This window comes from Bacillus sp. FSL K6-2971 (assembly GCF_038006405.1).
Taxonomy (GTDB): Bacteria; Bacillota; Bacilli; order Bacillales; family Bacillaceae; genus Bacillus; species Bacillus pumilus.
The window spans coordinates 3,938,114-3,964,544 of sequence record NZ_JBBOVD010000001.1 but is presented as its reverse complement, the minus strand read 5'-3'; the positions used below and the strand labels follow the sequence as shown (position 1 = coordinate 3,964,544).

Below are 26,431 nucleotides of genomic sequence, written 5' to 3'. Positions count from 1 at the left end.
TGGATAGTATTTCTAATGAAAAAAATAATTAAAATTTTGGTTGTTTTAATTATCATAATTGTCATCGCAGTGATTTCACTTGTTATTCAACAGGATAAACAAAAAAAATCAAATGATATAGGAGGAGAAAATTTCGTGCAAGAAAAAAGCGATCAAGAAAAAGCTGAAGAGTTCGCAGAAAAGATGAAGCCAAAAATCGAAGAAGATCTACATAAAATGGATATTCATAATTTTATTAAAACTATAACGTTTGAAAAAAAGGTGACCATCAATCCTATGGGGGATATTGTTATAAATGGATACGTGAATGATGAACCAGAGAGATTTAATTTTTCTGCTTCATTACAGTTTAGATCTAAAAAAGTAGGTCCGATGAGTTATTCAGAGGATTTATCAGATCGCTTTATAGACTGGGATGAATATAAAGATGAACCTAAAGTTAAAGAGGATTATCTTAAAAGCTTCACCGAAAAAGAACGCGAACAATATCTGAAAGACATTGGAGAAAAAGAGTAATAAGATCAACCTGCTAATATTCACTAAATAGTTGACACAGGCATATGCTATCATTCCCCTAACAACACTTTCAAATAAGGGAGAGATTTCAATCATGGCAAATAAAAAGAAATTGATCTTGGACGTAGATACTGGAATTGATGATGCGATTGGGATTTTGCTGGCGGTGAAAAGTCAGCAGTTTGATATTTTGGGCATTACAACTGTATGTGGGAATGTGTCTGTCGATGCGGCTACATTGAATACGTGTAAAGTGCTTGAGCTGGTTGAGGCAGATAATATTCCTGTCATCAAAGGTTCAGCAACTCCTCTTTTAAGAGCGCCCCATTATGAACATCGGGTGCACGGCGAGGATGGGATTGGCGGTGCTTTAAAGGATGCTCAGCCTAAGAAGAAAGCAGATGCTGGTTTTGCGCCTGATTTTATTATCGACCAAGTGATACAGTATTCGAAGCAGGTTACGCTTGTGTTGACAGGGCCTTTAACGAATTTAGCCCTTGCAGTGAAAAAGTGTCCTGAGCTGATTCATCATGTGAAAGAAGTCATTTTTATGGGTGGTGTCGTGCAGGGTCAGGGGAATGTCACGCCGGTAGCGGAATTTAATACATATGCAGACCCAGAAGCGGCGAAGTTAGTGCTGGATGCAGGGTTCCCTTCATTGACTCAAGTAGGATTAGATGTCACGAGACAGGTCTTGCTTACGGATGAAAGAATTGATGTAATTCAGAATGAAACGTTGGCCCATTATATTAGAGAGAGTACAAGTATTTACCGTCAGCGCTATTTTGAGCGAAATGGTGTGTGGGCGTGTGCCATGCATGATCCGCTTGCTGTAAGTCTTGCCATTGACAAGCAGCTCGTGAGCACACAGGCTTTTCATGTGGACGTCGAGACGAAGAGTGAGTTTTGTGATGGACAGATGATCTGTGATTTTCAGCATCAATGGGAGAAAGAGCGCAATGTTCAAGTGTGTATGGATGTAGATGCTGACGCTTTCTTTGATTTATTGATCAAAACAATGAATGCTTAAAAAAGAAGTCTGTGCAAACAGGCTTCTTTTTTATAAGATGGGAACATGAGGAAATGTATGCGTTCACATGAATAAGGGAGGAGTGAAGTCAATTGGCTTCTGTTAGTTTAAGTAGTATTGAAAAAATACGTGCAGCAAGCAGAGGATTGCCGCCAAAGCTGAAAGGAATTGCAGAGCATATTACGAGTGAGCCCCGCGACATCATCCATTTATCTATTGTCGAGCTTGCGAAAAAAACTGCAAGCTCAGAGGCAACGATTTTTCGTCTTTGTAAAAGGCTTGGATTTGAGGGTTTTCAAGATTTGAAGATTGCTATTGCCCAGGAAATAGACCAAACAAAGCCTAATTATGTAGATGAAGAAATGAGTCTTGATGATGATATGGCTATTTTTATGCAAAAGGTTTTTCAGACGAATATATCCGCTTTAAAGGATAGCTTTCAATTGTTGAATCCAGAGGATGTAGAAAAGGCCATACAAATCATTCATGAAGCAAAACGCTTAGAGTTTTATGGAAGTGGTGGGTCTGGCCTCATTGCGACTGACGCTTTTCATAAATTTATGAGGACAGGCATCAACTGTATTGTTCACACAGATTCTCACTTTCAAGCGATGTCTGCTGGTCTTCTTGATCAGCACAGTACAGTGATCGGTATCTCTCATTCTGGACGAAATAAAGATTTGCTCGATGCGATGAAAACAGCAAAGGGAAAAGGGGCAAAAACCATCGGTATTACAAGCTATCAGCGCTCACCATTGAGTCAGCTTGCAGATGTCACGTTGTATACTGCGACACAAGAAACGGCTTTTAGAACAGAAGCGATGTCCGCAAGACTTGCTCAGCTGACGGTCATTGACGTTCTATATTTTGCACTTGCTCACTTAAGGCAGCAGGAAACAATAACAAATTTAAAGCAAATGCGAGAAACCATTTCACAAAAAAGGGTGTGATGATTCCGAAAATAAATTTTTCTGATAATGAAAAATGCTGATGTGGTAACGTTTGTGAGCTTTTTAGTGAAAATTATTTTCTTTTCGGTCGTTGAATGTCGAAAAAATTATTTTTATAATGGGATTTAACAGGCAATTCAAAAACTACATATGTGACTTCAAATCAATGATTGGGCGTGATACAGATGAAGGGAAACCAGGCGGTAATTGGTTTGGATATTGGAACAACAAGTACAAAGACGGTTCTGTTTGGACCTAAGGGGAAGGTATTAGCGAAGCATTCAGTTCCTTATGAGCTCATTCAGCCCCAGCCAGCATGGGTTGAGCAGGATCCTGAAAAGATATTAGAAGCCGTCATTGCGAGTGTAAGAGGTGCATTGACGAAAGCAGCATTTGATGAAGAAAATCTTATAGGCATCGGGATAAGTACAGCGATGCATTCCTTAATTGTGATGGATCAGGATGGAAAGGCGCTAACGAACAGTATCATTTGGGCAGATAACAGAAGTGCAGAACAAGCGAAACGAATCAAATCAAATATGGATGGCTTCCACATTTATAAAAGGACAGGTACACCGATCCATCCAATGTCACCGCTTTCAAAAATACGTTGGATGAAAGAAATGGCACCGGATGTCTTCAAGAAGGCAGCAAAATATATTTCGATCAAAGAATATATTCTTTATCATTTCTTCGGTCAGTATGTCGTCGATTATTCAATCGCTTCAGCAACGGGGCTGTTCCATTTGGAAACGCTTCAATGGGATGAGAAGGCGCTTCGTATTGCTGGAATAGAAGCCAGTCAACTATCTGAACTTGTCCCAACGACGTATCAACTGAGAGGACTTCAGCCAGAGATTGCATTGCGCATGGGCATTAAAGAAGACACACCATTTGTCATTGGTGCGAATGATGGCGTTCTAGCGAATTTAGGTGTGGGCGCGATTGGTCAAGGAGAGGTGGCTGTTACGATTGGGACAAGCGGTGCGGTCCGTACGGTTGTAGACAAACCAATTACAGATGAGCAATCAAGAACGTTCTGCTATGCCCTGACAGATAAGCATTGGGTTGTAGGAGGACCGACCAATAATGGCGGGATCATGCTGAGATGGCTGAAGGATGAATTCGGGTCGTCTGAGGTGGAGGTAGCAAAGCGTCTAGGGGTGGACCCTTACGATCTGATGATGGATATCGCGGAAAAGGTTCCAGCTGGTTCTGAGGGTTTGCTGTTTCTGCCATTTTTATCAGGTGAGCGGGCACCTTATTGGAATCCAAATGCGAGAGGCACCTTCTTTGGCATCGGTCTTCAGCATAAGCGGGAGCATTTTATTAGAGCGGTGTTAGAAGGCGTCATTATGAGTGTTTTCTCGATCGGTGTTGCCTTAAGGGATTTAACCGGTTCAGCAAAGGATGTCAGAGCTTCGGGCGGATTTGCACGATCTCCGCTGTGGCGGCAAATTTTAGCGGATACGATGGGTAGAGAAGTGCTTGTTCCAGAAAGCTACGAGGCGTCAGCACTTGGGGCGGCTGTCCTTGCACTTTATAGTTTAGGTCATATGGAAGAGATAGAAGAGGTTCAAGAGTGGATTCGGATCTCTGCTCGTCATGAACCTAATATGAAGAACAATGAAACTTACATAGAGCTGTTTTATTTATATGAGCGCCTCTATGACAAACTGAAGGATGAATTTGATGTCATTAGTGCGCTGCAATTAAAACAAAATCGTTAAACATCAGGGAAAAGGTGGGAGAACATGCTTTTATTCATCGTGATTGCGGCGATTGTCCTTTTACTCATTCTCATTACAGTCGCTAAGTTGAATCCATTTGTGAGCTTAATTATTACTTCGATGCTAGTGGGCTTTGCGACGGGGATGGATTTGCAGGAAATCATTCAATCGATTAAAACGGGATTAGGCAATACGTTATCATTGCTGGCCATTGTTCTAGCGCTTGGTACCATGCTTGGGAAAATGATGGCTGAATCAGGGGGAGCAGAGCGGATAGCTCAAACTTTAATCGGCCGGTTTGGGACGAAGAATGTGCATTGGGCAATGATGTTTGTTGCTTTTATCGTGGGGATACCTGTCTTTTTCCAGGTCGGTTTCGTTCTTCTCATTCCTTTACTTTTTACAATTGCCATTGAAACAGGCATCTCGCTCGTAACCATTGGGCTCTCGTTAATCGCTGGCCTGTCTGTCGTGCATGGGCTAGTCCCGCCTCATCCAGCGGCAATGGCAGCCGTTGGCATCTATCATGCCAACGTGGGGAAAACCATTTTCTTCTCTATTATTGTGGGATTGCCAACAGCGATTATTGCTGGACCGTTGTATGGAAAGTGGATTGGAAAACGGATACATAAACCAGTTCCGGAGATGCTGAGAAAGCAATTCACTGAACGAAATGAAGATCGAAGGCTACCCGGCTTTGCGAATACGATGTTTACCATATTGGTGCCGGTGATTCTGATGCTTCTTGCCACACTGGCGGACATTATCTTACCAGAGGACAATATGTGGTTCCAGGTATTCAAGTACATCGGAGATCCAATTACAGCACTGCTGATTGCAACGGTTTATTCTTTCTTCAGCCTTGGCTTTATGCAAGGGATGAGCCGTGACCGGGTGCTTTCATTTAGCAACGAGTGCTTAGGTCCAATCGCTTCCATCTTGCTAGTCATTGGAGCAGGCGGAGCTTTCAATAATGTGCTCATTGATTCGGGTGTTGGTGATTATATTGCAGATGTAGCCAAACACTCGCCGATTTCACCGATTTTGCTTAGCTGGCTGATTGCTGCGGTGATTCGTGTGGCAACAGGATCTGCGACGGTATCCATGATGACGGCAGCAGGTATTGTAGCCCCAATTGCTGCAACAATGCCGGATGTGAGCAGGGAGCTGCTTGTGTTAGCAACAGGAGCGGGTTCATTAATTTTATCTCACGTCAATGACTCTGGTTTTTGGCTGATCAAGGAGTATTTTGGTATGACCATTAAAGAGACGTTTTTGACATGGACGGCTATGGAGACGATCATTTCCGTTAGTGCGATTGCATTTATTATGATCATTAATATGTTTATATAGCGAACAAGCAGTCTGATTCTTTTGAGTCGGGCTGTTTTTAATACCACTTTTTTCAGATTGGGGTAAAATAATGATATTGAAATGTGGGAGGTGGACACGATCGAACCATTAAAACATGTGTACAATGAATTATTTATAAAAGAATTAGCAGAGAAACTTGCACAGTCTTCAACTGTATTTGATGTTGAGCCATTCAAGCGGCTCGTATTTCAAGAGGATTGGCAGCAGCTTGAGTTAAAAGGGCGGATGAGACGAGTCACTGAATCGATGCATGCCTGTCTACCAGAGGATTATGAGCAGGCAATTGAGGTACTGCGTCAGGCAGCCCCGCATTTTTCAGGGCTTAGTGCGCTCGTATTTCCAGACTACGTCGAGACGTACGGCCTTGCACACTGGGACCTCTCGATCAAGGCGCTCGAATTCTTCACATCCTTTTCCACTTCAGAATTTGCCGTTCGGCCATTTCTGATTCAAGATCAAGACAAAATGCTGGCGCGAATGCTCGTATGGTCTCAGGATCAAAATGAGCACATACGGAGGCTGGCTAGTGAAGGCTGTAGACCGCGTCTGCCATGGGGCTTATCTGTTCCTTCACTTAAAAAGAATCCTTCGGTCACGCTGCCCATTTTGGAAAACTTGAAGGCAGACCCGTCGCGGTATGTGCAAAAAAGTGTAGCGAATCATCTAAATGATATCTCTGCAATACAGCCAGACCTGATGAAGCAGACGGTTCAAAACTGGTATGGAACCAACAAACATACGAACTGGATTGTCAAACATGCATCCCGTACTTTACTCAAAAAAGGAGATCCAGATATTATGGCGTTGTTTGGTTATGGTGACGATCCATCCGTTCAAATAACGGATTTGAAGATCGTACAAGACCCTATTCGGATCGGTGAGAAAATGACTTTTCATTTTACTCTTCAAGCCGATAAGCCGCTAAAGCTGCGTGTAGAGTATGCCATAGACTACGTCAAAGCTCGGGGGACCCGCAATCAAAAGGTATTTAAAATCACAGAGTTTGAAACAGGCTCAGCGTTACATAGAGAATTCGTCAGGACGCAGTCTTTTCAAAATATGACGACAAGAAAACACTATGAAGGAATCCATACATTAACAATCATCATCAACGGCATCCCGAAAGCGTCGATTGATTTTGAAGTGACAGAAGACAGCAGCTCATGAAAAAACCCCGCCTCAATGGCGGGTTTTACAGCGTGTAGACAAACCCTCGCATTCGGTGTCAGTCCTGCGTGCTGGTGCTCACGAATGTCAAATTCGCTCCGCGCCAGTACTCGCCCTTCCTAGGGCTGCAAAGGTTTTCTATCACGCTGAAAAGAAGAAAAAGGGCTAAAATAAAGAACATTTTAGCGTTTAAGCCTTCTTTTTCATTAAGAATGAAGCAATGATGGCTGCGATTAAGAAACCAATGCTGATAATTGAGCTAGGCAAGTTTTCTTGTCTGAATAGAAACATCACAAAACTCACACTTAGTACAAGACCTGCAAATAAAGTCAAATACGGAAACAGCCACACCTTGAAATACGGCTCCTGTGGATATTTCGGGCGAAGTTTCAGATGTGCCATGCAAATGCTAATCCAAATGAGTGAAACAGCAAAACCAGGAATAGCCAGCATATAACTGAAGATTTGCTCTGGATATAAGTAAGCAAAGAATGTTCCGATGAGGAGAAACAGAACGGTCACCCATAAACTCAAAATGGGTACGCCTCTTTTATTGACCTGTGCCAGTTTTTTCGGACCGCCATCTGATTTAGAGAGAGAATGCATCATTCTCGTCGTTCCATAAATGCCAGAATTGGCCGCCGATAGAACGGCTGTAATCAATACGAAATTAATGAAGTGAGAGGCGCCTTGCATACCGGCTGCTGAAAAGACTTGAACAAATGGGCTGTTATTTGGATCAATTTGATTCCAAGGAATGAGTCCACAGATGATCAAAATCGGCAAAGTGTAAAATAAGATAATACGCCACATCATACTTTTAACAACACCAGGCAAGACCTTTTCGGCATCCTTTGTTTCTGTAATGGTCAGCCCGATCAATTCAGAGCCCCCGTAAGAGAAAATAACAACTAATAAAGAGGCAAAGATCGCACCCCATCCGTTCGGGACGAAGTTTTGATAGTTGGTGAGTGCAGATGTGCTTTGTTCGTTCGGAATGATCCCAAATAATAGGGCTGCACCAAGAATAATAAACACAATAATAACGAAAATCTTCATTCCAGCGAACCAAAACTCAATTTCACCAAAGTATTTTACATTATTTAAGTTAATTCCGATGACTAAGAGTGAGCAGAGTAAACATAGTGACCATAGCGGCACGTTCGGTAACCAGTATTGAAGCAGGCTGCCTGCCGCAATAATCTCGATGACACACACAGTGAGCCACATGAAACAGTAAACCCAGCCGACAACAAATGAAAAACGTTGACCAAGCGCAATCTGTATCAGGTCGCGAAGGTTATTTCCCGGATAGACAATCGCCATTTCAGCTAAGGCTGCCATCACGATGAGCAATAATAATCCGGCAAATACATAGGAAAAGATGACCCCAGGACCTGCTAAACCGATTGTATCGGCACTTCCTTTAAAGATTCCTGTACCAATGACCCCGCCCAATGCAATCATGCGAATGTGACGCGGTGATAAAAGCTTTTTTAATTCTTGTTGTTCCTGATTCGCGCTCATGACGTTCTCCTTTTTTAAAAATGCTTATGTTCCATTTTCTTTTTTCGGGACGTCAGTGTCAATATAAAAAAAGAGATTTTTCAGACAAAAACGGCGGTTGATTCTATCAAATGAGCCGTTTTCTTCCATAAATCCTTTCCATGACCCATCCCCAAAATCTGAAATTTCGTGAAAAAATGAACATTTGCCTTCATTCTGACATAAACAATTTTCAGTTTTTGTCGATATATCTTTTGTATTACTAAAGTCCTAATAAAGAATTGTTTATAACTGTAAAATATTTCAAAAAAGCATGAAGGAATGAAAGGAGTTATGAAAGATGTTTATGAGAAAAGCAAATGATTCGTCAGCGGGAACCCTTTTAAAGGAAAGCAGTCGATTAGTAGAACGAATTGACAAGGGAGACCTTTCAGCACGAATAGATACTGCTGCATTCTCTTCAAGTCAAACGATTGAAGCAGTAGCCCAAATAAATGAAGCTTTGCAAAAGATGCAGGAAGTAAATGAAGATATTCAAATGCGGATGAATTTGGTGACAAAAGCCATTCAAGTTGGTTTATGGGATATGGTCGTTATCGCTGGAGATCCGGTCAATCCAAAAAATGAATTCACATGGACGGATGATTTCCGCAAAATGCTCGGCTTTCAAAATGAGCACGATTTTCCAAATGTTTTAGACAGCTGGGCATCTCGAATCCATCCAGATGAACAAGAATATACCTTAAATGCATTCTCTTCGCATTTATTGGATCATTCGGGACGTACTCCATATGATATCGAATATCGCTTGAAGTTGAAAAACGGAGATTATCGCTGGTTCAAAGCAACTGGCACGACCATTCGTGATCGAAATGGTGTCCCTCTTCGTGTGGCGGGAGCTCTTTTTGATATTCATGATCAGAAATTAAAAGAAGAAGAACTGCAAGCATTCGTGACGAGATATGATTTGATCAACCGTGCGCTTGTGGAAGCTCCTTGGGATATGGTCGTAGAGGCTGGCGATTCAGTTAATCCACACAACGAATTCTGGTGGTCTCCACAGTTTAGAAAAACGCTTGGCTTCACAGATGAAAAAGATTTCCCGAACGTTTTGAGCAGCTGGAGCGATCGTTTGCATCCTGAGGATCAAGAAATGGCTTTGCAAGCCTTTGCGGATCATTTAAATGACCACTCTGGGCGCACGCCATTTGACATTGATTATAGATTGCAGAGTAAAAATGGCGATTATCGTTGGTATCATGCCGGTGGTGAAACCATTCGTGATGAGAAGGGTGTACCTCTTCGTGTTGCAGGAACCATTCGTGATATCACGTTAGAAAAAAATAAAGAGAAAACAGCCAATGAAATGGCTTCTCAGGTAGAACAGCTTTCAAGTTCTATTAGTGAGATGGTATCGGGCATTAGCTCTGTTACAAACCAAGCACAGGAACTTGCTGTAGCTCAAGAGAAGTCAACGTCTGCCGCAAATCTAGCGAAAAACAGTGCAGATGAGACGAAAAACATTTCTGACTTGATCAAAGAAGTGGCGAACCAAACGAACCTACTTGGTTTGAATGCTGCGATCGAAGCAGCTAGAGCTGGTGAGCAAGGACGCGGATTCTCAGTCGTCGCAGATGAAGTGCGTAAGCTGGCGCTTCATAGTGCCAATGCAACGGAGAATATCGAATCTAGTTTAACGGAAATGAAAACGCAAATTGATGAAATTCTTGAAAATATTTCGAACATGACAGCTCTTACGCAAACACAGGCTGCTTTAACAGAGCAAGTAAATGCTGCAGTCGATGAAGTGAACCACATGTCTCAGCGCCTTGTTGCCTATTCAAAGAGTATTTAATCGTCAAAACCGCCCTCTCATAAGAAGGCGGTTTTTTTCATTAAAATTGATCTGCTGGGAAAACAATACCGGCATCTTTTCTTGCAGCATCAAGGACTTTCATGACGGAGAGACTTTCATCGAGCCATGCATAGCACTGTTCATGATTATTTGTTTCAATGATGTGTTGAAAAGCCTCTGCTTCATAAAATAGGCGGTTTGAATTTGTTTGTGTATTGAGTGATATCACCTGGTCATTCACGTGAAGCAGCACTTCCTCACAGCCATTCGCTCCATTTTTCACATGAATGAAGCCCTTTTCTCCTTGAATCAATGCAAAATTCATGCTGCTTGTATCTTTACTGCCGACACTTGTCGCAATGAAATCATTGTAGGTGAAAGTCAAAACACCAGATGTATCGATGCCATTTAGGTGACGGTTTGCCTGGTAGCGAACCTGCTCCGGTGATCCGAAGAGATTCATGATGAAATGGACATTATAAATATTAATATCCATCAATGCTCCTCCTGAAAATTCAGGGTTAAAGACATTTGGCGTTTCGCCGGCTAGCAGCTGATTATATTTGCTTGAATATTGACTATAGTTGCATTGAACCAGTTTGATTTTACCTAATTGATGAAGGTGCTTTTTGATTAAATGATAGTTTGGCATATGAACGGTCGTAATGGCTTCAAAGAGGAGAAGCTGCTTTTCCTTTGCGAGAGCGATTAAGGCTTCCAGCTCTTTGACATTAGAGGTGAAAGGCTTTTCGCAAATCACATGTTTTCCGTTTCTTAATGCAGCCGTCGCATGCTCGCTATGTAATCGATTCGGTGATGCAATATAAACAGCTTCAATGTTTGGATCTTCTAGCATAGCCGTTAAATCTGTATAAGTTGTTTTTACATCAAATTGGTCTGCGAGCTTCTTTGCCGTTGCTTCCTTTCTTGAATAGACGGCATGACAAGAAGCGCCGTCAAGCTGTTCAATCGCTTGCAAGAAGCTTTCCACAATCACACCTGTTCCAATGGTTGCAATGTTCATTCTATTCAAAACCCCTTCCACTCGTTTGATATCAAGTAAAGCTGTCTCTAGTATAACTGATGTTTGAATCGCACGCGCACTTGAGACCTGGGCGTAGAGGGGCGCCAGTGGCAAACACTGGCACATCTTTGGCAACCCTTACAATTAGCTGATGTTTGCTATTGTTTGTTTTGTTAACAATTGAATGGCAGCTTTCCTCTTCTTTAACTCTTGAATGGAGTGTTGAATATCCTCAACTTTTTGTTCAAGCAGCTGTTCAGCTTCTGTCTTTGATTGTTTTTCAAATAGCGATTTAATAATTTCACGAATTTCTTTGAGTGAGAAATCTAGCTTTCTTGCTTCTGTGATAAAGGATAGCATGAGTACATATTTTTTATCATATAAACGATAGCCGTTATGTGCTCTCTTTGGTTCGGGGAGCACACCCTCATTTTCATAAAAACGAATGGTTTCAATATGCACACCAGACATTTTTGACAATTTACCTCTAGTAAACGTAAGCATTTCCTGCACCTCCTTTCTTTGCTATCCATCATACAATTAGATTTGCTAGTTTTAAAATATTCAGTGGTGAACATTTGTTATCATTTCCCCGTTGGAAAAGGGCAGAAACTCTATTTAAAGCAGGATAAATAGAATACGATATAATAGAGAAGGCATATGACAATTTTGTTACAGTGAGAACAAGTAGACAGCGTGATGAAAAAACGATAGGCTAAAATAGGTAAATAGTAATGATATAACCTGTCATCATATAGATGATGGCCTAAAATAGTGCAGCACGTTTTTTGCTGAGAAAAGGGGACCAGTGAATGTATAAATTAGTTGCAATTGATATGGATGGTACGTTATTAAATGATCAACATATGGTGCCGGATGAGGTGTTTGAAGCCATTCAACAGGCGAAAGCAGAGGGTGTTAAAATCGTATTATGTACAGGACGGCCTATTGGCGGAGTGAATCGCTATTTAGATGATCTTCAGCTCAATCAAGAGGGAGATTATGTGATTGCCTACAATGGGGCACTCGTCCAAAACAGTCACACAAATGAAGTAGTGTCAGAACTGACGTTATCCTATGAGGATTTAACTTCTTTATATAAGCTGAGCCGTGAGCTCGATACACCGATGCATTATTTCGATTCCGCTCATTTGTACACACCGAATCGTGATATTAGTGAGTACACAGTACTTGAATCTTATTTAACAAAGCTGCCGCTTAAATATTTACCTGTTGAAGAGGCAGATCCTTCAATGAGACTTCCGAAGATGATGTATATTGATCAGCCAGAACGGTTGGAAAAGACGATACAAGCCATTCCATCTGAAGTAAAAGACAAGTACATGATGGTGAAAAGTACAGATTTCTTCCTTGAAATTCTGCATCCTGAAGTCAGCAAAGGGAATGCCGTGAAGCTTCTAGCGAAAGAGCTGGGGATTGCTCGTGAAGAGGTCATGGCCATTGGTGACAATGGGAACGACGTATCGATGCTGGAATTTGCGGGCTGCGGCGTTGCCATGGGAAATGCCATTGATGATGTCAAAGCAGTAGCGGATGTTGTGACAAAATCCAATAATGAAGCCGGAGTAGCACATGTCCTGCATGAGTTAGTTTTAGGAAAATAAACAAAAAGCGGTCTACCACTGAGGTAGCCGCTTTTTTTATATGTGAGAGAAAAAGTAAACAAGCATCCGTCTGCTGCTCAAATTTGTCTTTTGCAGCATCGCCTTCACATGATCATGGACGGTATGGGTTGAAATAAATAAAGTACTGGCAATTTCCTTTGTAGACTGTCCTTTTAATAGGCAGTCGAGGACGTTCATCTCTCTTTCTGTCAGCTTGTATGTTTTTGCCGCATAAGGAAGAATATCATTGGTTTGGGCTCTCTTGATGTGAATCATGACAGCCTCTTCCTGACCGGCTGCCTGCGTTAATCGAAATGCTTGAAGAGAGAGGAACAGCCCCGTAGGCAATCTCGTCATGCTTGCCGCTGTTTGGTCGATGCCGCCGTATAAAAGTTTTGCCCCTAATGCTCTAAACGGGCGCGGCATAATCGCCCTGTCATGGATTTGTTCAAAGGCTTGAAACGTCTGAAGCCAATGAAGACCCGTCTCATTTCCATAAAGAAGGTTGTAATCGTGCGAGAGAATGAGGAAGCCTTGCTGCTCCGCCGCCGCGTCCTCTCCAGTATCTCTTTTCTTGAAAAGTTCATCTCTCAGCTTGGCTGCGAGTCTAGGCGTTTGTTCGATGACTGCTCTGATATCTTTTTCTTGAAAAGGTTCCTTGTTCTTTAGACGATAGAGGCTGGCAATACCCCAGCATTCTCCTTGAATCACAAGGGCTGCCCGCAATTCATCAGACCATCCTTTACGTAACAAAATGTCTTTGTAGCGCTCACTGTTGAGATATTCTCCGCTTTGGACTAGGCTTGCAGCATGAACAGGACCTTTGGCTAGAGACTCATGCTGATGCACGTCCTTTTTTAAGAACTCATTTTGAAACAGCTGGTCATGAATTTCTTCAATCGGTTCATCTGTGAAGGAACCTGTCGAGAGGAGAGTGGCTGGATCAATGGTCGTGATACAGGCGGCATCAAAATCAAGGACGGCAGCAAGCTCGTCCCGAATGTGTTGTCTCAGCTGCTGAAAATGAGTGGCTGGATTGGTCACATGATCTCCTCCTCAAAAATCCCCACTTTTAGGGATCGTGTTTTCTGGTGTCTCTTTTTACAATAAAGATGTCATACCGTTAGTGTACAGGAAACGATGTAAAGCGGAAAGGAACTGGAGGAGAAGGACATGAAAGGAAACCAGCATTGGCACGATCCCGTTGCTGAGTCATATGCAGCGACGATTGCCTATAAAGTACCCGGCTATCAGCTATTGCATGAGTTGACAATAGACGTATTAGAAACTGAATTAATGGGAACGGCTCCCCGCATTCTGACTGTTGGAGCGGGCGGGGGCGAAGAGATCATCAACATGCTTCAAAGAAAAGAAGACTGGCTCATCACAGGGATCGATCCGTCACCTTCTATGCTGGACATGGCGAAACGGCGAGTTACACAGCTTGAGATGGAGTCGCGTGTCACATGGCATGAGACCTCATTAGATAAGGTTTCTGCTGAACCTGTTTACGATGCAGGGGTGAGCTTGCTTGTCATTCATTTTATAGAAAAGCGCCAGCTCTTTTTAGAAGAGATTGCCCGCAGGCTTCAACCAGATGCGCCGTTTATGTTGGCATTTATACATGGAGAGATGAAGTCCCAAGCATTTCAACAGGAGCTTCACATGCTTTCTCTTTTCATGCAACGGCAAGGTCTAGAAAAAGAAGTGTTTACGTCCTTTAAAAACAGGCTGGGGAGCGCGACACACCCTGTTCCCGAGGAAGAGATAAAAGAGCATTTAATCAAAGCAGGATTTGAAGACATCAGACCTTATTTTCAGGCAGGAATGATTAAGGGGCTTGTTTGCAAGCGAGGTCGTAGAGAGGCGGATGAGAAATGAGATCACAGGTGATGGTGATAGGCGGCTATGGACATGTTGGACAACAAATATGTCTTCAGCTAAGCGAAGTGTATCCAGGGCAAATTGTAGCGGCAGGCAGAAGCTATGAGAAGGCAGAGAAATTTTCACGCCAGACAAAAGGGAAAGTTCTTCCCTATCAATTAGATGTTAGTGAGCCGTTATTTTCGGACTGGATGGATCAAACAAAGCTGGTGATCATGTGCCTTGATCAAGAAGACCCGTCATTTGCTGAAACAGTTCTGCGGTCAGGTATTGATTATATCGATATCTCTGCGAAAGGGGCGTACATGGAACAGATGGCAAAGCTGGATCAGCAGTTCATCGGTGCAACGGCTTTACTCAGCGTTGGGCTTGCGCCTGGCCTTACGAATTTATTGGCAGCGAAAACAGTATCTATGCTCTCATCAGTGAATCAAATAGATATAGGGATTATGCTTGGATTGGGTGATCAGCATGGAAAAGCCGCCATTGAATGGACGCTTGACAATGTCCATACTGACTATGTGGTTACTGAGCATCATCAGCGTAAAAGAGTCAAAAGCTTTACTGGAGGCAAGCGTATAGATTTTGGTGTGCAACTTGGAAAGCGGCAAGCCTATCAGTTCCCCTTCTCTGATCAGCAGACATTGCCTTCGACGCTCAGCGTGCCTTCTGTGACAACAAGGCTTTGTTTTGATTCTCGCGCGGCAACGCGGGCGTTTGCCTTCACAAGGAGCCTTGGAATGACGTCCCTTCTCACTGTGCCGAAAATCAAGGAACGAGCCATTTCTATGATTCAATCTGCTCAAATGGGAACAGATCAATATGCAGTGAAAGTGGAGGCGACAGGAATGGAAGGGAACAAGATTCATCAAGCAGCGCTTGGAATAAAAGGGCATGATGAGTCTCAAGCAACAGCTCAAGTCGCCTCTGCTGCGGCACTGCTTTTATTGGGCAGGCGGTTTCAGACAGGTATGTTTCATATCGAACAATTATTTTCATTAGCATATGAGAATGGTGATTTTGCGTTGGTGGATCAAACAACGAAGGAAAAGCGTGTGTTAGCGCTGAAAGCCAGCCTTTTAACGGCATAAAAGAAGACTAGCAGGATGCTAGTCTTAGATTGTTGACAAAGTGCTAAAATGATGTTTATTTTAGCACTTTGTCTTCTTTTTTATGACGATGACACATCTCCTTTTTTCTTGATACTTGCTGTAATGAGCTGTGTCAATGTATCAGAGCCTTTTGTTGAAAGGTGAACACCATCAGGCTGAAAATAAGATGGCTGTCCGGTAGCGGCTGAATGCCAATCGACCAGGGTCACATTGGAATGTTGATCGGCCACTCGCTGAATGACTGCATTCACATCGCTTTCCCAAGACCTTGGGACTCTCGTGTTCACAAGGAAAATGTGCGCCTTTGAAAATTGCTGAATGAATGCTGTCAATGTGCCCTCAGTAAAATAGCCATTCGTGCCAAGTTCAATGATAACAGCGGCATCAGATTGATTAAATGAAGCATACTGAGGAGCGATGCTGACGGCTTCGTTCATTTGTCTGCCAACCTTTGCATCGATGGTGATTTGTGCATATGCCTTTTCAAGATTCGGTGCTATGTCCAGCATGACGGAATCACCAATAGCAAGAATTTGGTGGAACTGCTTCTGATCTGCTGCTTTCTTCTCGTGTTTTTCTTTCTTTTTTTTCGTTTTCGATTCCGTAGAGTCTCCTGCTTTTTTCGGTGCCGTCTTAATTTGTGTCACTTCCTTGGCATGTGGAGACGTATGGGACGAACTGGACATGCCAATGGTAAATAAGATTAAAAGAGCTGCAGTGATTCCAAGGAACACTTTATGAGACGTAGACCATTGTTTGAATCCCTTTTTCCAAATAGACCAAGAGGCAAAATATTGTGTGAAGCCAAGCCGGCGAATAGGCTGTTCGATGAAGCGGTAAGAGGCCTCTGCGATAAGTAAAATGGCAATGATCTGCAATGCGACACGCCCCATAGAAGGCTGTCCAATTTCAATGACAGGGGTGGTCAGCACGATGATGGGATAATGCCACAGGTAAATACCATAAGAACGCTTTCCAATCCAGACGAGCGGCTGATAGGAGAGCCATTTTCCCAATAGGCTTGCAGGGTGGCAGATGCATGCAATTAAAATCGCTGCATTAAGACAGAATAAAAGCATGCCGCCTTGATAGAGAAAGCCGTCAAATTCGTCCACTGCATAAACACATAGAAGAAAAACCGCAAAGGAACCAAAACCAGCGATATGTAAAATACGTCTGCCAACAGGAAGTAGTTTTTTGCTGGACAGTCTTTGCATGGGCCATACAAATGCTAGGCTGCACCCAATCAGAAGCGCAAATGCACGAGTATCTGTTCCATAATAAACCCTGCTTGGGTCCGTATCTGGTGAATAAAGAATTGCCATCCATAAGGCGGAGACAAGTGCAAGGCCAAAGGTGATCATTGGCAGATGGGATCTATTTTTCACCCATTTTAGCCCAGCAATCAATAGTACCGGCCAAATGATATAAAATTGCTCTTCTATCGCCAAAGACCACAAATTTTTCAGTGGAGATACAGCATTGAAGCTATCAAAATAAGAAAGCTGATGGAAAATGTACCACCAGTTACTGACATAAAAAAAGGACGATAAGGCATCGCCGCGAATGGACAATAGTGCATTCGAACCCGCAATCGCACACCAGCTGACGGTTAAGAAAATCATCACGTAAGCAGCTGGAAGAAGCCTTCTGATCCGGCCCATCCAAAATGGTAAAAGCTCTTGATAACCCAAATCCTGCTTATGTAACAAGATCGTCGTAATCAAGTAACCAGAGATCACAAAAAACAAATCAACGCCAAGAAACCCGCCGCTCGCAGGTCCAATATGTAAGTGATAAGCAATGACCGCCAATACAGCAACGGCTCTTAGCCCATCTAATCCTAATATATAACGTAAACGATTCTCCTTGCTGTTCATGAAAATGAATCCCCCATTTATGTCAAAACGCTTCTTTTTTGTTGTCACTCCAAAAGAACAACGATTCTTTTATTTTATATAAGATTAGACGAATCAGCATCACATTTTGTTGGCGAATTTCTGTCTTTTTTTAAAATTTTTATATAAAGAAAGAATTGATGGTCAGGAGGGCTGCCTTATTTTTATACTCAAAACCAAAATCCCTGTCATAATAAAAGAAGATGGAAAGGGGATGTGTGAAATGAGAACGATTGAAAATGATCAGTTATTGATTCAGATCAATGAGAGAGGTGCCGAGGTCAGAGAGGTGCTTCACAAGGAAAGTGGACGTCAATATATGTGGTCTGGCGATCCTGCATACTGGGGCAGGGTGTCGCCTGTCTTATTCCCGATTGTTGGACGATTAAAGAATGACCAATACAAGATAGATGATCAAACCTATGAGCTCACGCAGCATGGATTCTTGCGTGATGTTGATTTTGATTTACATGAAGAAACGAAACATACAGTGACCTTTCAATATGAATCAAAAGGCCGCCACATCGAGCAGTATCCCTATGAATTTACCGCCCGTATTCGATACGAGCTGTCGGAAAATGGTCTGACGATTTCCTGGGAAATTGATTATGCCGGAGATGACACGATGTATTTCTCCATCGGAGGTCACCCCGCATTTCAAGTTCCGCTTGTTGAAGGAGAGCGTACAGCGGATTATACCCTGACATTGGCGCCGTCTACTGAGCATCTTCCTGTCCAATATGAACTAAAAAATTCACTTATCAGGGAGAAAGAAAAAGGGATTCAGCTTGAAACGATTCAGCTTCGTCCAGAGCTTTTTCAGCATGATGCGATGATCTTTAGTCATATCAATCGAGTGTCATTGACGTCTCAGGCAGGTCACGGGGTTGAGGTTGATCTCACTGGTTTTCCGTTCGTTGGCATTTGGTCACCTTATCATCAAGAAAAAGGCACAATGGCCCCTTTTGTTTGTATTGAGCCTTGGTACGGTATTGCTGATGTTGAAGGGACGAATGGGCAGTACAAGGAAAAGTTCGGTATTCAAACTTTAGAGAAGAATGAGACCTTTCAAGCCGCCTATACGATTTTTTTCAAATGAACATTTGTGCATGATAAGTTGAACAATTTGTTATGATAGAAGAAAAAAGGAGGCGTACGAATGGATCGGGAGAAACAACAACTGAGTATTGAAGCGGCAAGGCTGTATTATTTATCGGATTACAGCCAGCAGGAAATTGCCAAACAGCTCGACCTGTCGAGACCAACTGTATCTAGGCTGCTTCAATATGCGAAAGAGAAGGGGTACGTCCAGATAACGGTAATGGACCCGTTTGAAGACTTGAATGAGCTGTCTTCATTGCTCAAAGAAAAATATGACCTGCTCGAAGCCCATGTGGTGTTTTCACCCAAAGATGATTATCCAACGATCACCGAATACTTGAGCCAATTTGGTGCCGAGTACTTGCAAGACACAGTGAAAGACGGTGATATTGTTGGTGTGAGCTGGGGAACCACCATGTATCAAATTGCTCAAAAGATGCAACCTAAACAGGTCAAAGGTGTAGAGGTTGTCCAGCTGAAGGGTGGGATTAGCCACTCCCATGTGAATACGTATTCTGCGGAAACCATCCAGCTGTTTGCTGAGGCCTTTCAAACCGCACCACGCTATTTGCCGCTTCCTGTTGTGTTTGATAGTGCAGCTGTTAAAGAGATGGTCGAACAGGACAGACATATTCAGCGCATCATTGAAATGGGCAAACAGGCGAATATTGCTGTGTTCACTGTTGGAACGGTAAGAGATGAAGCCCTTTTGTTTAGACTTGGTTACTTCCGAGAAGAAGAAAAAGCACTGCTTAAGGCATCCAGTGTCGGAGACATCTGTTCGCGCTTTTATGATCAAGAAGGACGCATTTGCAGTGAAGCGATTAACAATCGTACAATCGGTGTGGAGCTTGATGATTTAAGAACAAAAGAACGCTCTATTCTTGTTGCTGGCGGACATCGCAAGGTTGCTTCTATCCACGGGGCACTTAGAGGGAAATATGCGAACGTATTGATCATTGATCAGCACACAGCAAGAGTTCTTTTAAATGTCACAAAATAAATGAACAAAATTTCATAACCGTGTTTACAAATGTTCATCGGTCATATATGATGAAAGTATCATAATTAAAAGGAAGTGTGAAGCATGACGATAGCAAACCTTATTGATCATACAGCACTAAAACCAGATACAACTAAAGCTGCGATTTTGCAGTTACTTGAAGAAGCGAAGACTCATCAATTTGCATCCGTTTGTGTCAATCCAACATGGGTGTCACTTGCAGCGAAAGAACTAGCAGGAACAGGCGTTGATGTATGTACTGTTATCGGTTTCCCGTTAGGCGCAAATACAACGGCGGTCAAGGCATTCGAAACAAAGAATGCGATTGAAAACGGAGCAACAGAAGTGGATACGGTCATCAATATTGCGGCACTGAAAGACGGCGAATATGATGCAGTTGAGCAAGATATTCGTGCAGTTGTAGACGAAGCAAAAGGGAAGGCACTTGTGAAAGTCATTATTGAAGCGTGCTTACTCACAGATGAAGAGAAAGTCAAAGCTTGTGAGCTTTCAGTGAAAGCTGGCGCTGATTTTGTGAAAACATCGACTGGATTTAGCACAGGCGGTGCAACTGCTGAGGACATCGCATTAATGCGTAAAACAGTAGGACCTGACATCGGTGTGAAAGCATCAGGCGGAGTGAGAACAAAAGAAGATGTTGAGGCAATGCTAGCTGCAGGCGCTACCCGTATTGGTGCGAGTGCAGGGGTGTCTATTATCAAAGGGGATCAATCAGCTCCTTCGAAAGACTATTAATTCATACGATCCTATGGTAGGATAACATTCGTGACTCATAAATGGTGAAAAAGTCATATGCGGAAGGATCTCACTTTTGGGAATTTCTTCCGCACTTTGTTTACGAAATAGGGTTTGTTCCATACAATCGCATTAATGTAAACGAATTCATTCGAGGAGGAAAAACATGAAATACGTGATTGGTATCATCGGTTTGCTGGTGATTCTCGCCATTGCATGGCTGGCTAGTAACGGGAAAAAACGAGTAAAATTCCGTCCAGTAATTGTCATGATTGTACTGCAATTTATTTTAGGTTATATTCTGCTCAATACAGGTGTTGGGAACTTCCTAGTCGGAGGTTTTGCAAAAGGATTCCAAATGCTTCTAGGCTATGCCGGTGAAGGAATCAACTTCGTATTTGGCGGGTTAATGAATGATAAGGCGTCAACTTTCTTCATCAACGTTTTACTGCCGATCGTTTTTATTTCGGCATTGATCGGTATCTTGCAGCATTGGCGTATCCTCCCGCTTATCGTACGCGGAATCGGGTATTTGCTTAGTAAAGTAAATGGAATGGGGAAACTAGAATCCTACAACGCAGTAGCGTCTGCGATTTTAGGTCAATCAGAAGTCTTTATTTCCATTAAGAAACAGCTCGGATTACTACCTAAGCAACGTCTTTATACATTGTGTGCATCTGCGATGTCAACTGTATCGATGTCCATTGTCGGTGCATACATGCAAATGATTAAACCAGAGTATGTTGTAACAGCACTCGTGTTGAACCTATTTGGTGGGTTTATTATTGCGTCTATCATCAATCCTTATGAAGTGGCTGAGGACGAAGACATGATTGAAATTGTAGAAGAAGAAAAGCAATCCTTCTTTGAAATGCTTGGCGAATATATTATGGATGGTTTCAAAGTAGCGATTGTTGTCGCTGCGATGTTGATTGGTTTCGTTGCATTAATTGCGATGATTAATGGAATCTTTACAGCTGTCATCGGTGTTTCTTTCCAAGATGTACTTGGATATGTGTTTGCTCCATTTGCTTTCATTGTTGGTGTACCTTGGAGCGAAGCTGTACAAGCAGGAAGCATTATGGCAACGAAAATGGTATCCAACGAATTTGTGGCAATGCAAATCCTGTCCGGTGATGCTTTCCATTTCAGTGCTCGTACAGAAGCGATCATTTCTGTATTCCTTGTATCATTTGCGAACTTCTCTTCTATCGGTATCATTGCTGGAGCAGTCAAAGGCTTAAACGAAAAACAAGGGAACGTTGTCGCACGCTTTGGATTAAAGCTTCTATTTGGTGCAACACTTGTCAGCTTCTTAACAGCAGGCATTGTCGGTTTGATTTACTAATTTAAAAAAAGGAATGGTGAAAACAATGAGAATGGTAGATATCATTGCAAAAAAACGTGACGGAAAAGAATTATCTTCAGAGGAAATTTCTTTCTTTGTCAAAGAATATACGGACGGAACAATTCCTGACTACCAAGCAAGTGCCTTGGCTATGGCGATTTTCTTCCAAGATATGACGGATCAAGAACGTGCAGACTTAACGCTCGCTATGGCGAACTCAGGAGACACGATTGACCTCTCTGCCATTGAGGGTATTAAAGTAGACAAGCACTCAACAGGCGGTGTAGGCGATACAACAACGCTTGTACTCGCTCCTCTTGTGGCTGCACTTGATGTACCTGTTGCGAAAATGTCTGGCCGCGGCCTTGGACATACAGGCGGTACAGTGGACAAGCTTGAAGCGGTAAAAGGCTTCCACGTAGAAATTACAAAAGACGAATTCATCGAGCTTGTGAACCGTCATAAAGTAGCGGTCATTGGTCAATCAGGCAACCTGACACCAGCGGATAAAAAGCTTTATGCCCTACGTGATGTGACAGGAACCGTTAACTCCATCCCGCTCATTGCAAGCTCTATTATGAGTAAGAAAATTGCTGCTGGCGCAGATGCGATCGTATTAGATGTGAAAACAGGTGCAGGTGCTTTCATGAAAACACCTGAAGACTCTGAGAAGCTTGCAAAAGCCATGGTCCGCATCGGAAACAACGTTGGCAGACAAACGATGGCTGTCATCTCTGATATGTCTCAGCCGCTAGGATTAGCGATTGGAAATTCTCTTGAAGTGAAAGAAGCGATTGATACGCTTAAAGGCGAAGGCCCTGAAGACTTAAACGAGCTTGTGCTCACTTTAGGAAGTCAAATGGTCGTTCTTGCGAAAAAAGCAGAAACGCTTGATGAAGCAAGAGAAAAGCTAATTGAAGTCATGAAAAACGGCAAAGCACTTGAGAAATTCAAAGAATTCTTAGAAAATCAAGGTGGAGACGGCTCGATTGTAGATCAACCAGAAAAACTGCCGCAAGCCCCTTACCAAATCGACGTTCCTGCAAAAGAAGCAGGTGTGGTTGCTGAAATCGTCGCAGACGAGATCGGTGTTGCAGCGATGATTCTTGGAGCAGGACGTGCGACAAAAGAGGACGAGATCGACCTATCTGTCGGCATCATGCTGAACAAAAAAGTCGGCGATCGTGTTGAAAAAGGAGATTCACTCGTGACACTTCATGCAAATCGTGAAGACGTTGCAAATGTCGTGGAGAAAATTTATGACAACATCCGCATCGCAGATCATGCCGATGCACCAACTCTCATTCACACTGTGATCACAGAATAAAGAAAAAAGGACAAAAGTGCTTCGCCGCTTTTGTCCTTTTTTTGTTCATTTCTTTTTCTATTGAGATAAAAAATTTCACTTTATGAAACAAACCTCTTGCAATCATTAAATAATGGGTGTATATTAGTTGACGAGTCAATGATTGATATATCAACTAATTGATCTGAATAGAAAAGAGGGGATGGCATTGACTGCATTTTGCTCTGAAGAAGCAGAGGTATTATACCGTTTGCAGTGTGTGAACCGTATGATGGGCGTGAAGTTCGAAGCATGCACGGGCATCAGCCAATCAAGACTAGAGTTGCTATCACTGTTATTCCAAGCAGACGAAATCAGCCAGTCAGATTTGCAGAAAAAAGTAAATATTGATAGTGCGGCTGTGACGCGTCACTTAAAACAGTTAGAAACAAAAGGAATGGTCACGCGCAGAAGAAAGCCAGAAGATAATCGAGTCACACTTGTTCGTCTGACAGAAGAAGGCAGAATAAGAATCGAAGCTTCTAAAAAAGAAAAAGAACGATTTATCTCAGAAATGCTTGAAAACGTAAGTGACGAAGAACGAAAGCTTCTCACTGATGTGCTCAACCGAATACAACAAAACATCGAAAAGATTCAAACAACCTAAAGGAGTGTTTCAACATGGCTACAACATTAAAAACAAACGATTTTATGGAAATTATGAAAGGACGCCGCTCCATTCGTAACTATGACCCAGCTGTGAAAATCAGCAAAGAAGAAATGGCAGAGATTTTAGAAGAAGCAACAACTGCACCATCATCAGTGAATGCACAACCTTGGCGCTTCATGGTCATTGACAGCCCAGAAGGAAAAGAAAAGCTTGCACCACTTGCAAAATTCAACCAAACTCAAGTGTCAACATCAGCAGCTGTCATTGCTGTATTTGCAGATATGAAAAGCAATGAATACTTAGATGAAATTTATTCAAAAGCAGTGGAGCATGGCTACATGCCACAAGAAGTGAAAGAAAGACAAATTGCTGCACTAACTGCACACTTTGAGGTACTTCCAGAGCATGTCAACCGCGAAACAATCTTAATTGACGGTGGAATTGTGTCTATGCAGCTTATGCTTGCAGCACGTGCACACGGCTATGATACAAATCCAATTGGCGGATTTGATAAAGAAGTCATCGCTGAAACATTTGGCTGGGATAAAGAACGTTATGTACCAGTGATGCTGTTATCAATTGGGAAAGCTACTGACGAAGGTTATGCTTCTTACCGCTTACCGATTGAACGCATTACAGAGTGGAAATAATATCTTTTAAAAAGGAGACGATTAGATGATTATTATTCATGCAGGGATGACCATTCATCCAGAAAAAGAAATCGTATTTCTAGAAGAAATCAAAGCATTAATGAAAGCTTCACAAGCGGAAGAAGGCAATGTATCCTACAAGCTGTTCAAGGATACAGATAAGGAAAATACCTTCTTAATGGTAGAAGTGTGGAAAGATGACGCTGCGGTTCAGAGCCATAATGCGAGTGCACATTTCCAAGCTTTCGTAGCGAAGGCAAAAGAATTCTTAGCCGCTCCACTTGACGTTGTTGCCTTTCAAGGCCAGCAACTTTCATAGTAAAACAACAAACACCCTAGGCGTTCAGGACTGGACCCTATAAAGGGAGACAAATAAAAACACCTTTAAGTTGAAAATCGGGTATAGAATACCTGAAATCAATTTGGAGGTGTTTTTCTATGGGTTCAAGAGTTAGTTATTCGCTTGAAGTGAAGATGAAATCAATTAAGGAGGTAAAATAATCAAGTCAAAATATTTCATCTAATCATTCAGGTGCTCCCATCTAAAATGAGAACACACTGAATGGTCAATCATATTTATGACATCACGGCCACTGTTGTTCGCCTTTCATGACTTTAGCACTCAATTCTAAGTCTCCAGTGTTCGTAAAGTTCGGATACTCTTTCTTCATTTCAGCAATCAATTGAGCTGAATTGTCTGCCCTCTTAGCTGCTGCTTCAAATTTTGTAATATAGTCACGGGTAAACACAACTGCTGATGTATCTTCAGCACTCTTACCTAGATAATGACCTGGAATCACACGTTCCGGCTTCAGATCAAGAATATGATTTAGAATTTCACGCCATTGATCACGACTTTTTTGAGATTGATTGTCTGCTGTCCAAACATATTCATTCTCATAAACAGGTACTCCACCTAGAACTGTTTTTTTCGATGGAACCCAAAGAAAAGTGTGAGATGGGTCTGGTCCGTCAAGTCCAATGATGTTGATGTTTTTTCCATCAACGGTCAGTTTATCTCCCTTTAAAACATCTGGAATAATCTGTGCTGTTGGTGCATTTTTCTTCAATATTGGATTCCAGTAATCATTTTTGGCCTGAATCGTTTTTTTAATTCCCTTAACAGTTTCAGGCGTTGCCACAATTTTCACATCAGGGAATGCTTCACGAATGGCAGAGAGACCAAAGTAATAATCTGGGTCTTTATGACTGACATAAACAGTTGTCAGTTTCTTTCCTGTATCGCGAATCATTTTTACTAACTTCTCTGCATTATCCTTTTCAAACTGGGCATCGACAAGAATGACTTCTTTCGGTCCTTCAATCAAGCTAGAAGTGACAGCAAAAACTCCTTTATCACCAGGGTTGAATGTTGTGATTTTAAGATTTACAGCTTGTTTGTCCGCTGTGTTTTTGTTATCGGTTGCTGTATTTTTTGTATCTTCATTGCTAGCACATGCGCTTAGCAATAACACGAAACAAAGACCTAAAGTAAATCCTATGACTGATTTTAATTTAAACATTAGATGATTCTCCTTTTTCATTTTTTACGAAGACCCTATATGTTATTAATGACTAAAAACACAGGTCTTATGTATGAGTGTAGCCAACACATAAATAAATATTTCTTTAGCGAATTAATTGGATATTGTTCAATCATTAACCTCCCCGAAACAAAGTGAATATTTGATTCATGCTGGATAGCCTTAGAAAAAAGATGTAACGAACTCAGTTACACCCAGATGAGATGTAACCATTATAGTTACACCTTTTGGTTGATGTCAATAGAAAAAAATTTGAGAGTTTCAACAAAATTCACCCTAATCTGCCTTTTTAACGATCTGTTTTACATGTAGAAAATCAATTGAAACGGGATTCTTCTACGACAAATCCATAAAAAAGAGTGACCGATATTACGTATTTGCCATTTGGTCAAAAAATGTTTTA

24 protein-coding genes are annotated in these 26,431 nt (G+C 42.1%); 18 read left to right on the top strand and 6 right to left on the bottom strand.

Translation table 11 applies throughout. The annotated features are described in order from the left end of the window. Positions 1-15 precede the first annotated feature (15 nt). The 6 genes from MHI33_RS21060 to MHI33_RS21035 all read left to right on the top strand — a co-directional run bounded on the left by MHI33_RS21060 (position 16) and on the right by MHI33_RS21035 (position 6,767). A complete protein-coding gene (locus MHI33_RS21060; RefSeq protein ID WP_282059771.1) occupies positions 16-516 on the top strand; it encodes a DUF1433 domain-containing protein in 501 nt (166 codons plus the stop codon). 94 nt (positions 517-610) lie between these two features. Continuing rightward, positions 611-1,546, top strand: a complete 936-nt coding sequence (locus MHI33_RS21055) for a nucleoside hydrolase (RefSeq protein WP_126741010.1) — start codon at positions 611-613, stop codon at positions 1,544-1,546. 92 nt (positions 1,547-1,638) lie between these two features. Then, on the top strand, positions 1,639-2,496 hold the full coding sequence (locus MHI33_RS21050) for a MurR/RpiR family transcriptional regulator (RefSeq protein ID WP_106065941.1): 858 nt from the start codon (positions 1,639-1,641) through the stop codon (positions 2,494-2,496). 185 nt (positions 2,497-2,681) lie between these two features. Then, the gene (gene gntK / locus MHI33_RS21045; RefSeq protein WP_340913594.1) at positions 2,682-4,226 is read left to right on the top strand and encodes a gluconokinase; all 1,545 of its coding nucleotides are present in this window, start codon (positions 2,682-2,684) and stop codon (positions 4,224-4,226) included. A 24-nt stretch (positions 4,227-4,250) separates the two neighbouring features. After that, entirely contained in the window at positions 4,251-5,579 is a 1,329-nt protein-coding gene (locus MHI33_RS21040; protein WP_113767919.1) for a GntP family permease, read from the top strand. An 81-nt stretch (positions 5,580-5,660) separates the two neighbouring features. Beyond that, complete coding sequence (locus tag MHI33_RS21035) at positions 5,661-6,767, top strand: DNA alkylation repair protein (RefSeq protein ID WP_126741007.1); 1,107 nt, start codon at positions 5,661-5,663, stop codon at positions 6,765-6,767. A gap of 189 nt (positions 6,768-6,956) precedes the next feature. On the opposite strand, the gene MHI33_RS21030 is transcribed toward MHI33_RS21035, so the two are convergent. Then, positions 6,957-8,294: an amino acid permease gene (locus tag MHI33_RS21030; protein WP_012011793.1), complete on the bottom strand. Its 1,338-nt coding sequence runs from the start codon at positions 8,292-8,294 to the stop codon at positions 6,957-6,959. A gap of 319 nt (positions 8,295-8,613) precedes the next feature. On the opposite strand from MHI33_RS21030, the gene MHI33_RS21025 reads away from it, so the two are divergent. Next, positions 8,614-10,128 (top strand): methyl-accepting chemotaxis protein, encoded by a 1,515-nt coding sequence (locus MHI33_RS21025; protein ID WP_044140354.1) that lies wholly within the window; start codon positions 8,614-8,616, stop codon positions 10,126-10,128. Positions 10,129-10,168: 40 nt separating this feature from the next. On the opposite strand, the gene MHI33_RS21020 is transcribed toward MHI33_RS21025, so the two are convergent. Both MHI33_RS21020 and MHI33_RS21015 read right to left on the bottom strand, forming a co-directional pair. Further along, on the bottom strand, positions 10,169-11,152 hold the full coding sequence (locus MHI33_RS21020) for a Gfo/Idh/MocA family protein (protein ID WP_340913589.1): 984 nt from the start codon (positions 11,150-11,152) through the stop codon (positions 10,169-10,171). Between the two features lie 144 nt (positions 11,153-11,296). Next, positions 11,297-11,656, bottom strand: coding sequence for a MerR family transcriptional regulator (locus tag MHI33_RS21015; protein WP_044140352.1), 360 nt, complete (start codon positions 11,654-11,656; stop codon positions 11,297-11,299). Between the two features lie 308 nt (positions 11,657-11,964). Between MHI33_RS21015 and yidA the strand changes: the two genes are divergently transcribed. Continuing rightward, a complete protein-coding gene (yidA, locus tag MHI33_RS21010) occupies positions 11,965-12,777 on the top strand; it encodes a sugar-phosphatase (protein ID WP_003215147.1) in 813 nt (270 codons plus the stop codon). A gap of 36 nt (positions 12,778-12,813) precedes the next feature. Here yidA and MHI33_RS21005 read toward each other — a convergent pair whose 3' ends face one another. Beyond that, positions 12,814-13,821 carry a helix-turn-helix transcriptional regulator gene (locus MHI33_RS21005; protein ID WP_340913586.1) on the bottom strand — a complete coding sequence of 336 codons (1,008 nt, stop codon included), beginning with the start codon at positions 13,819-13,821 and terminating at the stop codon, positions 12,814-12,816. Positions 13,822-13,950: 129 nt separating this feature from the next. On the opposite strand from MHI33_RS21005, the gene MHI33_RS21000 reads away from it, so the two are divergent. Both MHI33_RS21000 and MHI33_RS20995 read left to right on the top strand, forming a co-directional pair. Next, entirely contained in the window at positions 13,951-14,658 is a 708-nt protein-coding gene (locus tag MHI33_RS21000; protein ID WP_340913583.1) for a class I SAM-dependent methyltransferase, read from the top strand. Next, positions 14,655-15,752, top strand: coding sequence for a saccharopine dehydrogenase family protein (locus tag MHI33_RS20995; protein ID WP_113767914.1), 1,098 nt, complete (start codon positions 14,655-14,657; stop codon positions 15,750-15,752). Before MHI33_RS21000 ends, MHI33_RS20995 begins: the two co-directional genes overlap by 4 nt. 80 nt (positions 15,753-15,832) lie before the next feature. Here the strand turns inward: MHI33_RS20995 and MHI33_RS20990 are convergent, their stop codons facing one another. Then, the gene (locus MHI33_RS20990) at positions 15,833-17,653 is read right to left on the bottom strand and encodes an acyltransferase family protein (protein ID WP_065099226.1); all 1,821 of its coding nucleotides are present in this window, start codon (positions 17,651-17,653) and stop codon (positions 15,833-15,835) included. 241 nt (positions 17,654-17,894) lie between these two features. Here MHI33_RS20990 and MHI33_RS20985 point away from each other — a divergent pair, with 241 nt between their 5' ends. The 8 genes from MHI33_RS20985 to MHI33_RS20950 all read left to right on the top strand — a co-directional run bounded on the left by MHI33_RS20985 (position 17,895) and on the right by MHI33_RS20950 (position 24,803). Further along, complete coding sequence (locus tag MHI33_RS20985) at positions 17,895-18,770, top strand: aldose 1-epimerase family protein (protein WP_340913578.1); 876 nt, start codon at positions 17,895-17,897, stop codon at positions 18,768-18,770. A 60-nt stretch (positions 18,771-18,830) separates the two neighbouring features. Continuing rightward, on the top strand, positions 18,831-19,775 hold the full coding sequence (locus MHI33_RS20980) for a sugar-binding transcriptional regulator (protein WP_113767912.1): 945 nt from the start codon (positions 18,831-18,833) through the stop codon (positions 19,773-19,775). A gap of 84 nt (positions 19,776-19,859) precedes the next feature. Further along, the gene (deoC, locus tag MHI33_RS20975) at positions 19,860-20,531 is read left to right on the top strand and encodes a deoxyribose-phosphate aldolase (protein ID WP_044140345.1); all 672 of its coding nucleotides are present in this window, start codon (positions 19,860-19,862) and stop codon (positions 20,529-20,531) included. A 166-nt stretch (positions 20,532-20,697) separates the two neighbouring features. Further along, positions 20,698-21,879 carry a NupC/NupG family nucleoside CNT transporter gene (locus MHI33_RS20970; protein WP_340913571.1) on the top strand — a complete coding sequence of 394 codons (1,182 nt, stop codon included), beginning with the start codon at positions 20,698-20,700 and terminating at the stop codon, positions 21,877-21,879. A 25-nt stretch (positions 21,880-21,904) separates the two neighbouring features. After that, entirely contained in the window at positions 21,905-23,206 is a 1,302-nt protein-coding gene (locus tag MHI33_RS20965) for a pyrimidine-nucleoside phosphorylase (protein ID WP_106065954.1), read from the top strand. Positions 23,207-23,387: 181 nt separating this feature from the next. Further along, positions 23,388-23,831 carry a MarR family transcriptional regulator gene (locus MHI33_RS20960; RefSeq protein WP_044140342.1) on the top strand — a complete coding sequence of 148 codons (444 nt, stop codon included), beginning with the start codon at positions 23,388-23,390 and terminating at the stop codon, positions 23,829-23,831. A 14-nt stretch (positions 23,832-23,845) separates the two neighbouring features. Next, positions 23,846-24,484, top strand: a complete 639-nt coding sequence (locus tag MHI33_RS20955; RefSeq protein WP_113767909.1) for a nitroreductase family protein — start codon at positions 23,846-23,848, stop codon at positions 24,482-24,484. A gap of 25 nt (positions 24,485-24,509) precedes the next feature. Beyond that, positions 24,510-24,803 carry a putative quinol monooxygenase gene (locus tag MHI33_RS20950; protein WP_044140340.1) on the top strand — a complete coding sequence of 98 codons (294 nt, stop codon included), beginning with the start codon at positions 24,510-24,512 and terminating at the stop codon, positions 24,801-24,803. 265 nt (positions 24,804-25,068) lie between these two features. Here MHI33_RS20950 and MHI33_RS20945 read toward each other — a convergent pair whose 3' ends face one another. Beyond that, the gene (locus MHI33_RS20945; protein WP_113767908.1) at positions 25,069-26,007 is read right to left on the bottom strand and encodes an MBL fold metallo-hydrolase; all 939 of its coding nucleotides are present in this window, start codon (positions 26,005-26,007) and stop codon (positions 25,069-25,071) included. Positions 26,008-26,431: the final 424 nt, after the last annotated feature.

Coding starts and splice junctions, on each gene's coding strand:
- MHI33_RS21060 (WP_282059771.1), top strand. CDS start 16: ATGAAAAAAATAATTAAAATTTTGGTTGTTTTAATTATCATAATTGTC.
- MHI33_RS21055 (WP_126741010.1), top strand. CDS start 611: ATGGCAAATAAAAAGAAATTGATCTTGGACGTAGATACTGGAATTGAT.
- gntK (WP_340913594.1), top strand. CDS start 2,682: ATGAAGGGAAACCAGGCGGTAATTGGTTTGGATATTGGAACAACAAGT.
- MHI33_RS21040 (WP_113767919.1), top strand. CDS start 4,251: ATGCTTTTATTCATCGTGATTGCGGCGATTGTCCTTTTACTCATTCTC.
- MHI33_RS21035 (WP_126741007.1), top strand. CDS start 5,661: ATGTGGGAGGTGGACACGATCGAACCATTAAAACATGTGTACAATGAA.
- MHI33_RS21030 (WP_012011793.1), bottom strand. CDS start 8,294: ATGAGCGCGAATCAGGAACAACAAGAATTAAAAAAGCTTTTATCACCG.
- MHI33_RS21025 (WP_044140354.1), top strand. CDS start 8,614: ATGTTTATGAGAAAAGCAAATGATTCGTCAGCGGGAACCCTTTTAAAG.
- MHI33_RS21020 (WP_340913589.1), bottom strand. CDS start 11,152: ATGAACATTGCAACCATTGGAACAGGTGTGATTGTGGAAAGCTTCTTG.
- MHI33_RS21015 (WP_044140352.1), bottom strand. CDS start 11,656: ATGCTTACGTTTACTAGAGGTAAATTGTCAAAAATGTCTGGTGTGCAT.
- yidA (WP_003215147.1), top strand. CDS start 11,965: ATGTATAAATTAGTTGCAATTGATATGGATGGTACGTTATTAAATGAT.
- MHI33_RS21000 (WP_340913583.1), top strand. CDS start 13,951: ATGAAAGGAAACCAGCATTGGCACGATCCCGTTGCTGAGTCATATGCA.
- MHI33_RS20995 (WP_113767914.1), top strand. CDS start 14,655: ATGAGATCACAGGTGATGGTGATAGGCGGCTATGGACATGTTGGACAA.
- MHI33_RS20990 (WP_065099226.1), bottom strand. CDS start 17,653: ATGAACAGCAAGGAGAATCGTTTACGTTATATATTAGGATTAGATGGG.
- MHI33_RS20985 (WP_340913578.1), top strand. CDS start 17,895: ATGAGAACGATTGAAAATGATCAGTTATTGATTCAGATCAATGAGAGA.
- MHI33_RS20980 (WP_113767912.1), top strand. CDS start 18,831: ATGGATCGGGAGAAACAACAACTGAGTATTGAAGCGGCAAGGCTGTAT.
- deoC (WP_044140345.1), top strand. CDS start 19,860: ATGACGATAGCAAACCTTATTGATCATACAGCACTAAAACCAGATACA.
- MHI33_RS20970 (WP_340913571.1), top strand. CDS start 20,698: ATGAAATACGTGATTGGTATCATCGGTTTGCTGGTGATTCTCGCCATT.
- MHI33_RS20965 (WP_106065954.1), top strand. CDS start 21,905: ATGAGAATGGTAGATATCATTGCAAAAAAACGTGACGGAAAAGAATTA.
- MHI33_RS20960 (WP_044140342.1), top strand. CDS start 23,388: ATGGCATTGACTGCATTTTGCTCTGAAGAAGCAGAGGTATTATACCGT.
- MHI33_RS20955 (WP_113767909.1), top strand. CDS start 23,846: ATGGCTACAACATTAAAAACAAACGATTTTATGGAAATTATGAAAGGA.
- MHI33_RS20950 (WP_044140340.1), top strand. CDS start 24,510: ATGATTATTATTCATGCAGGGATGACCATTCATCCAGAAAAAGAAATC.
- MHI33_RS20945 (WP_113767908.1), bottom strand. CDS start 26,007: ATGTTTAAATTAAAATCAGTCATAGGATTTACTTTAGGTCTTTGTTTC.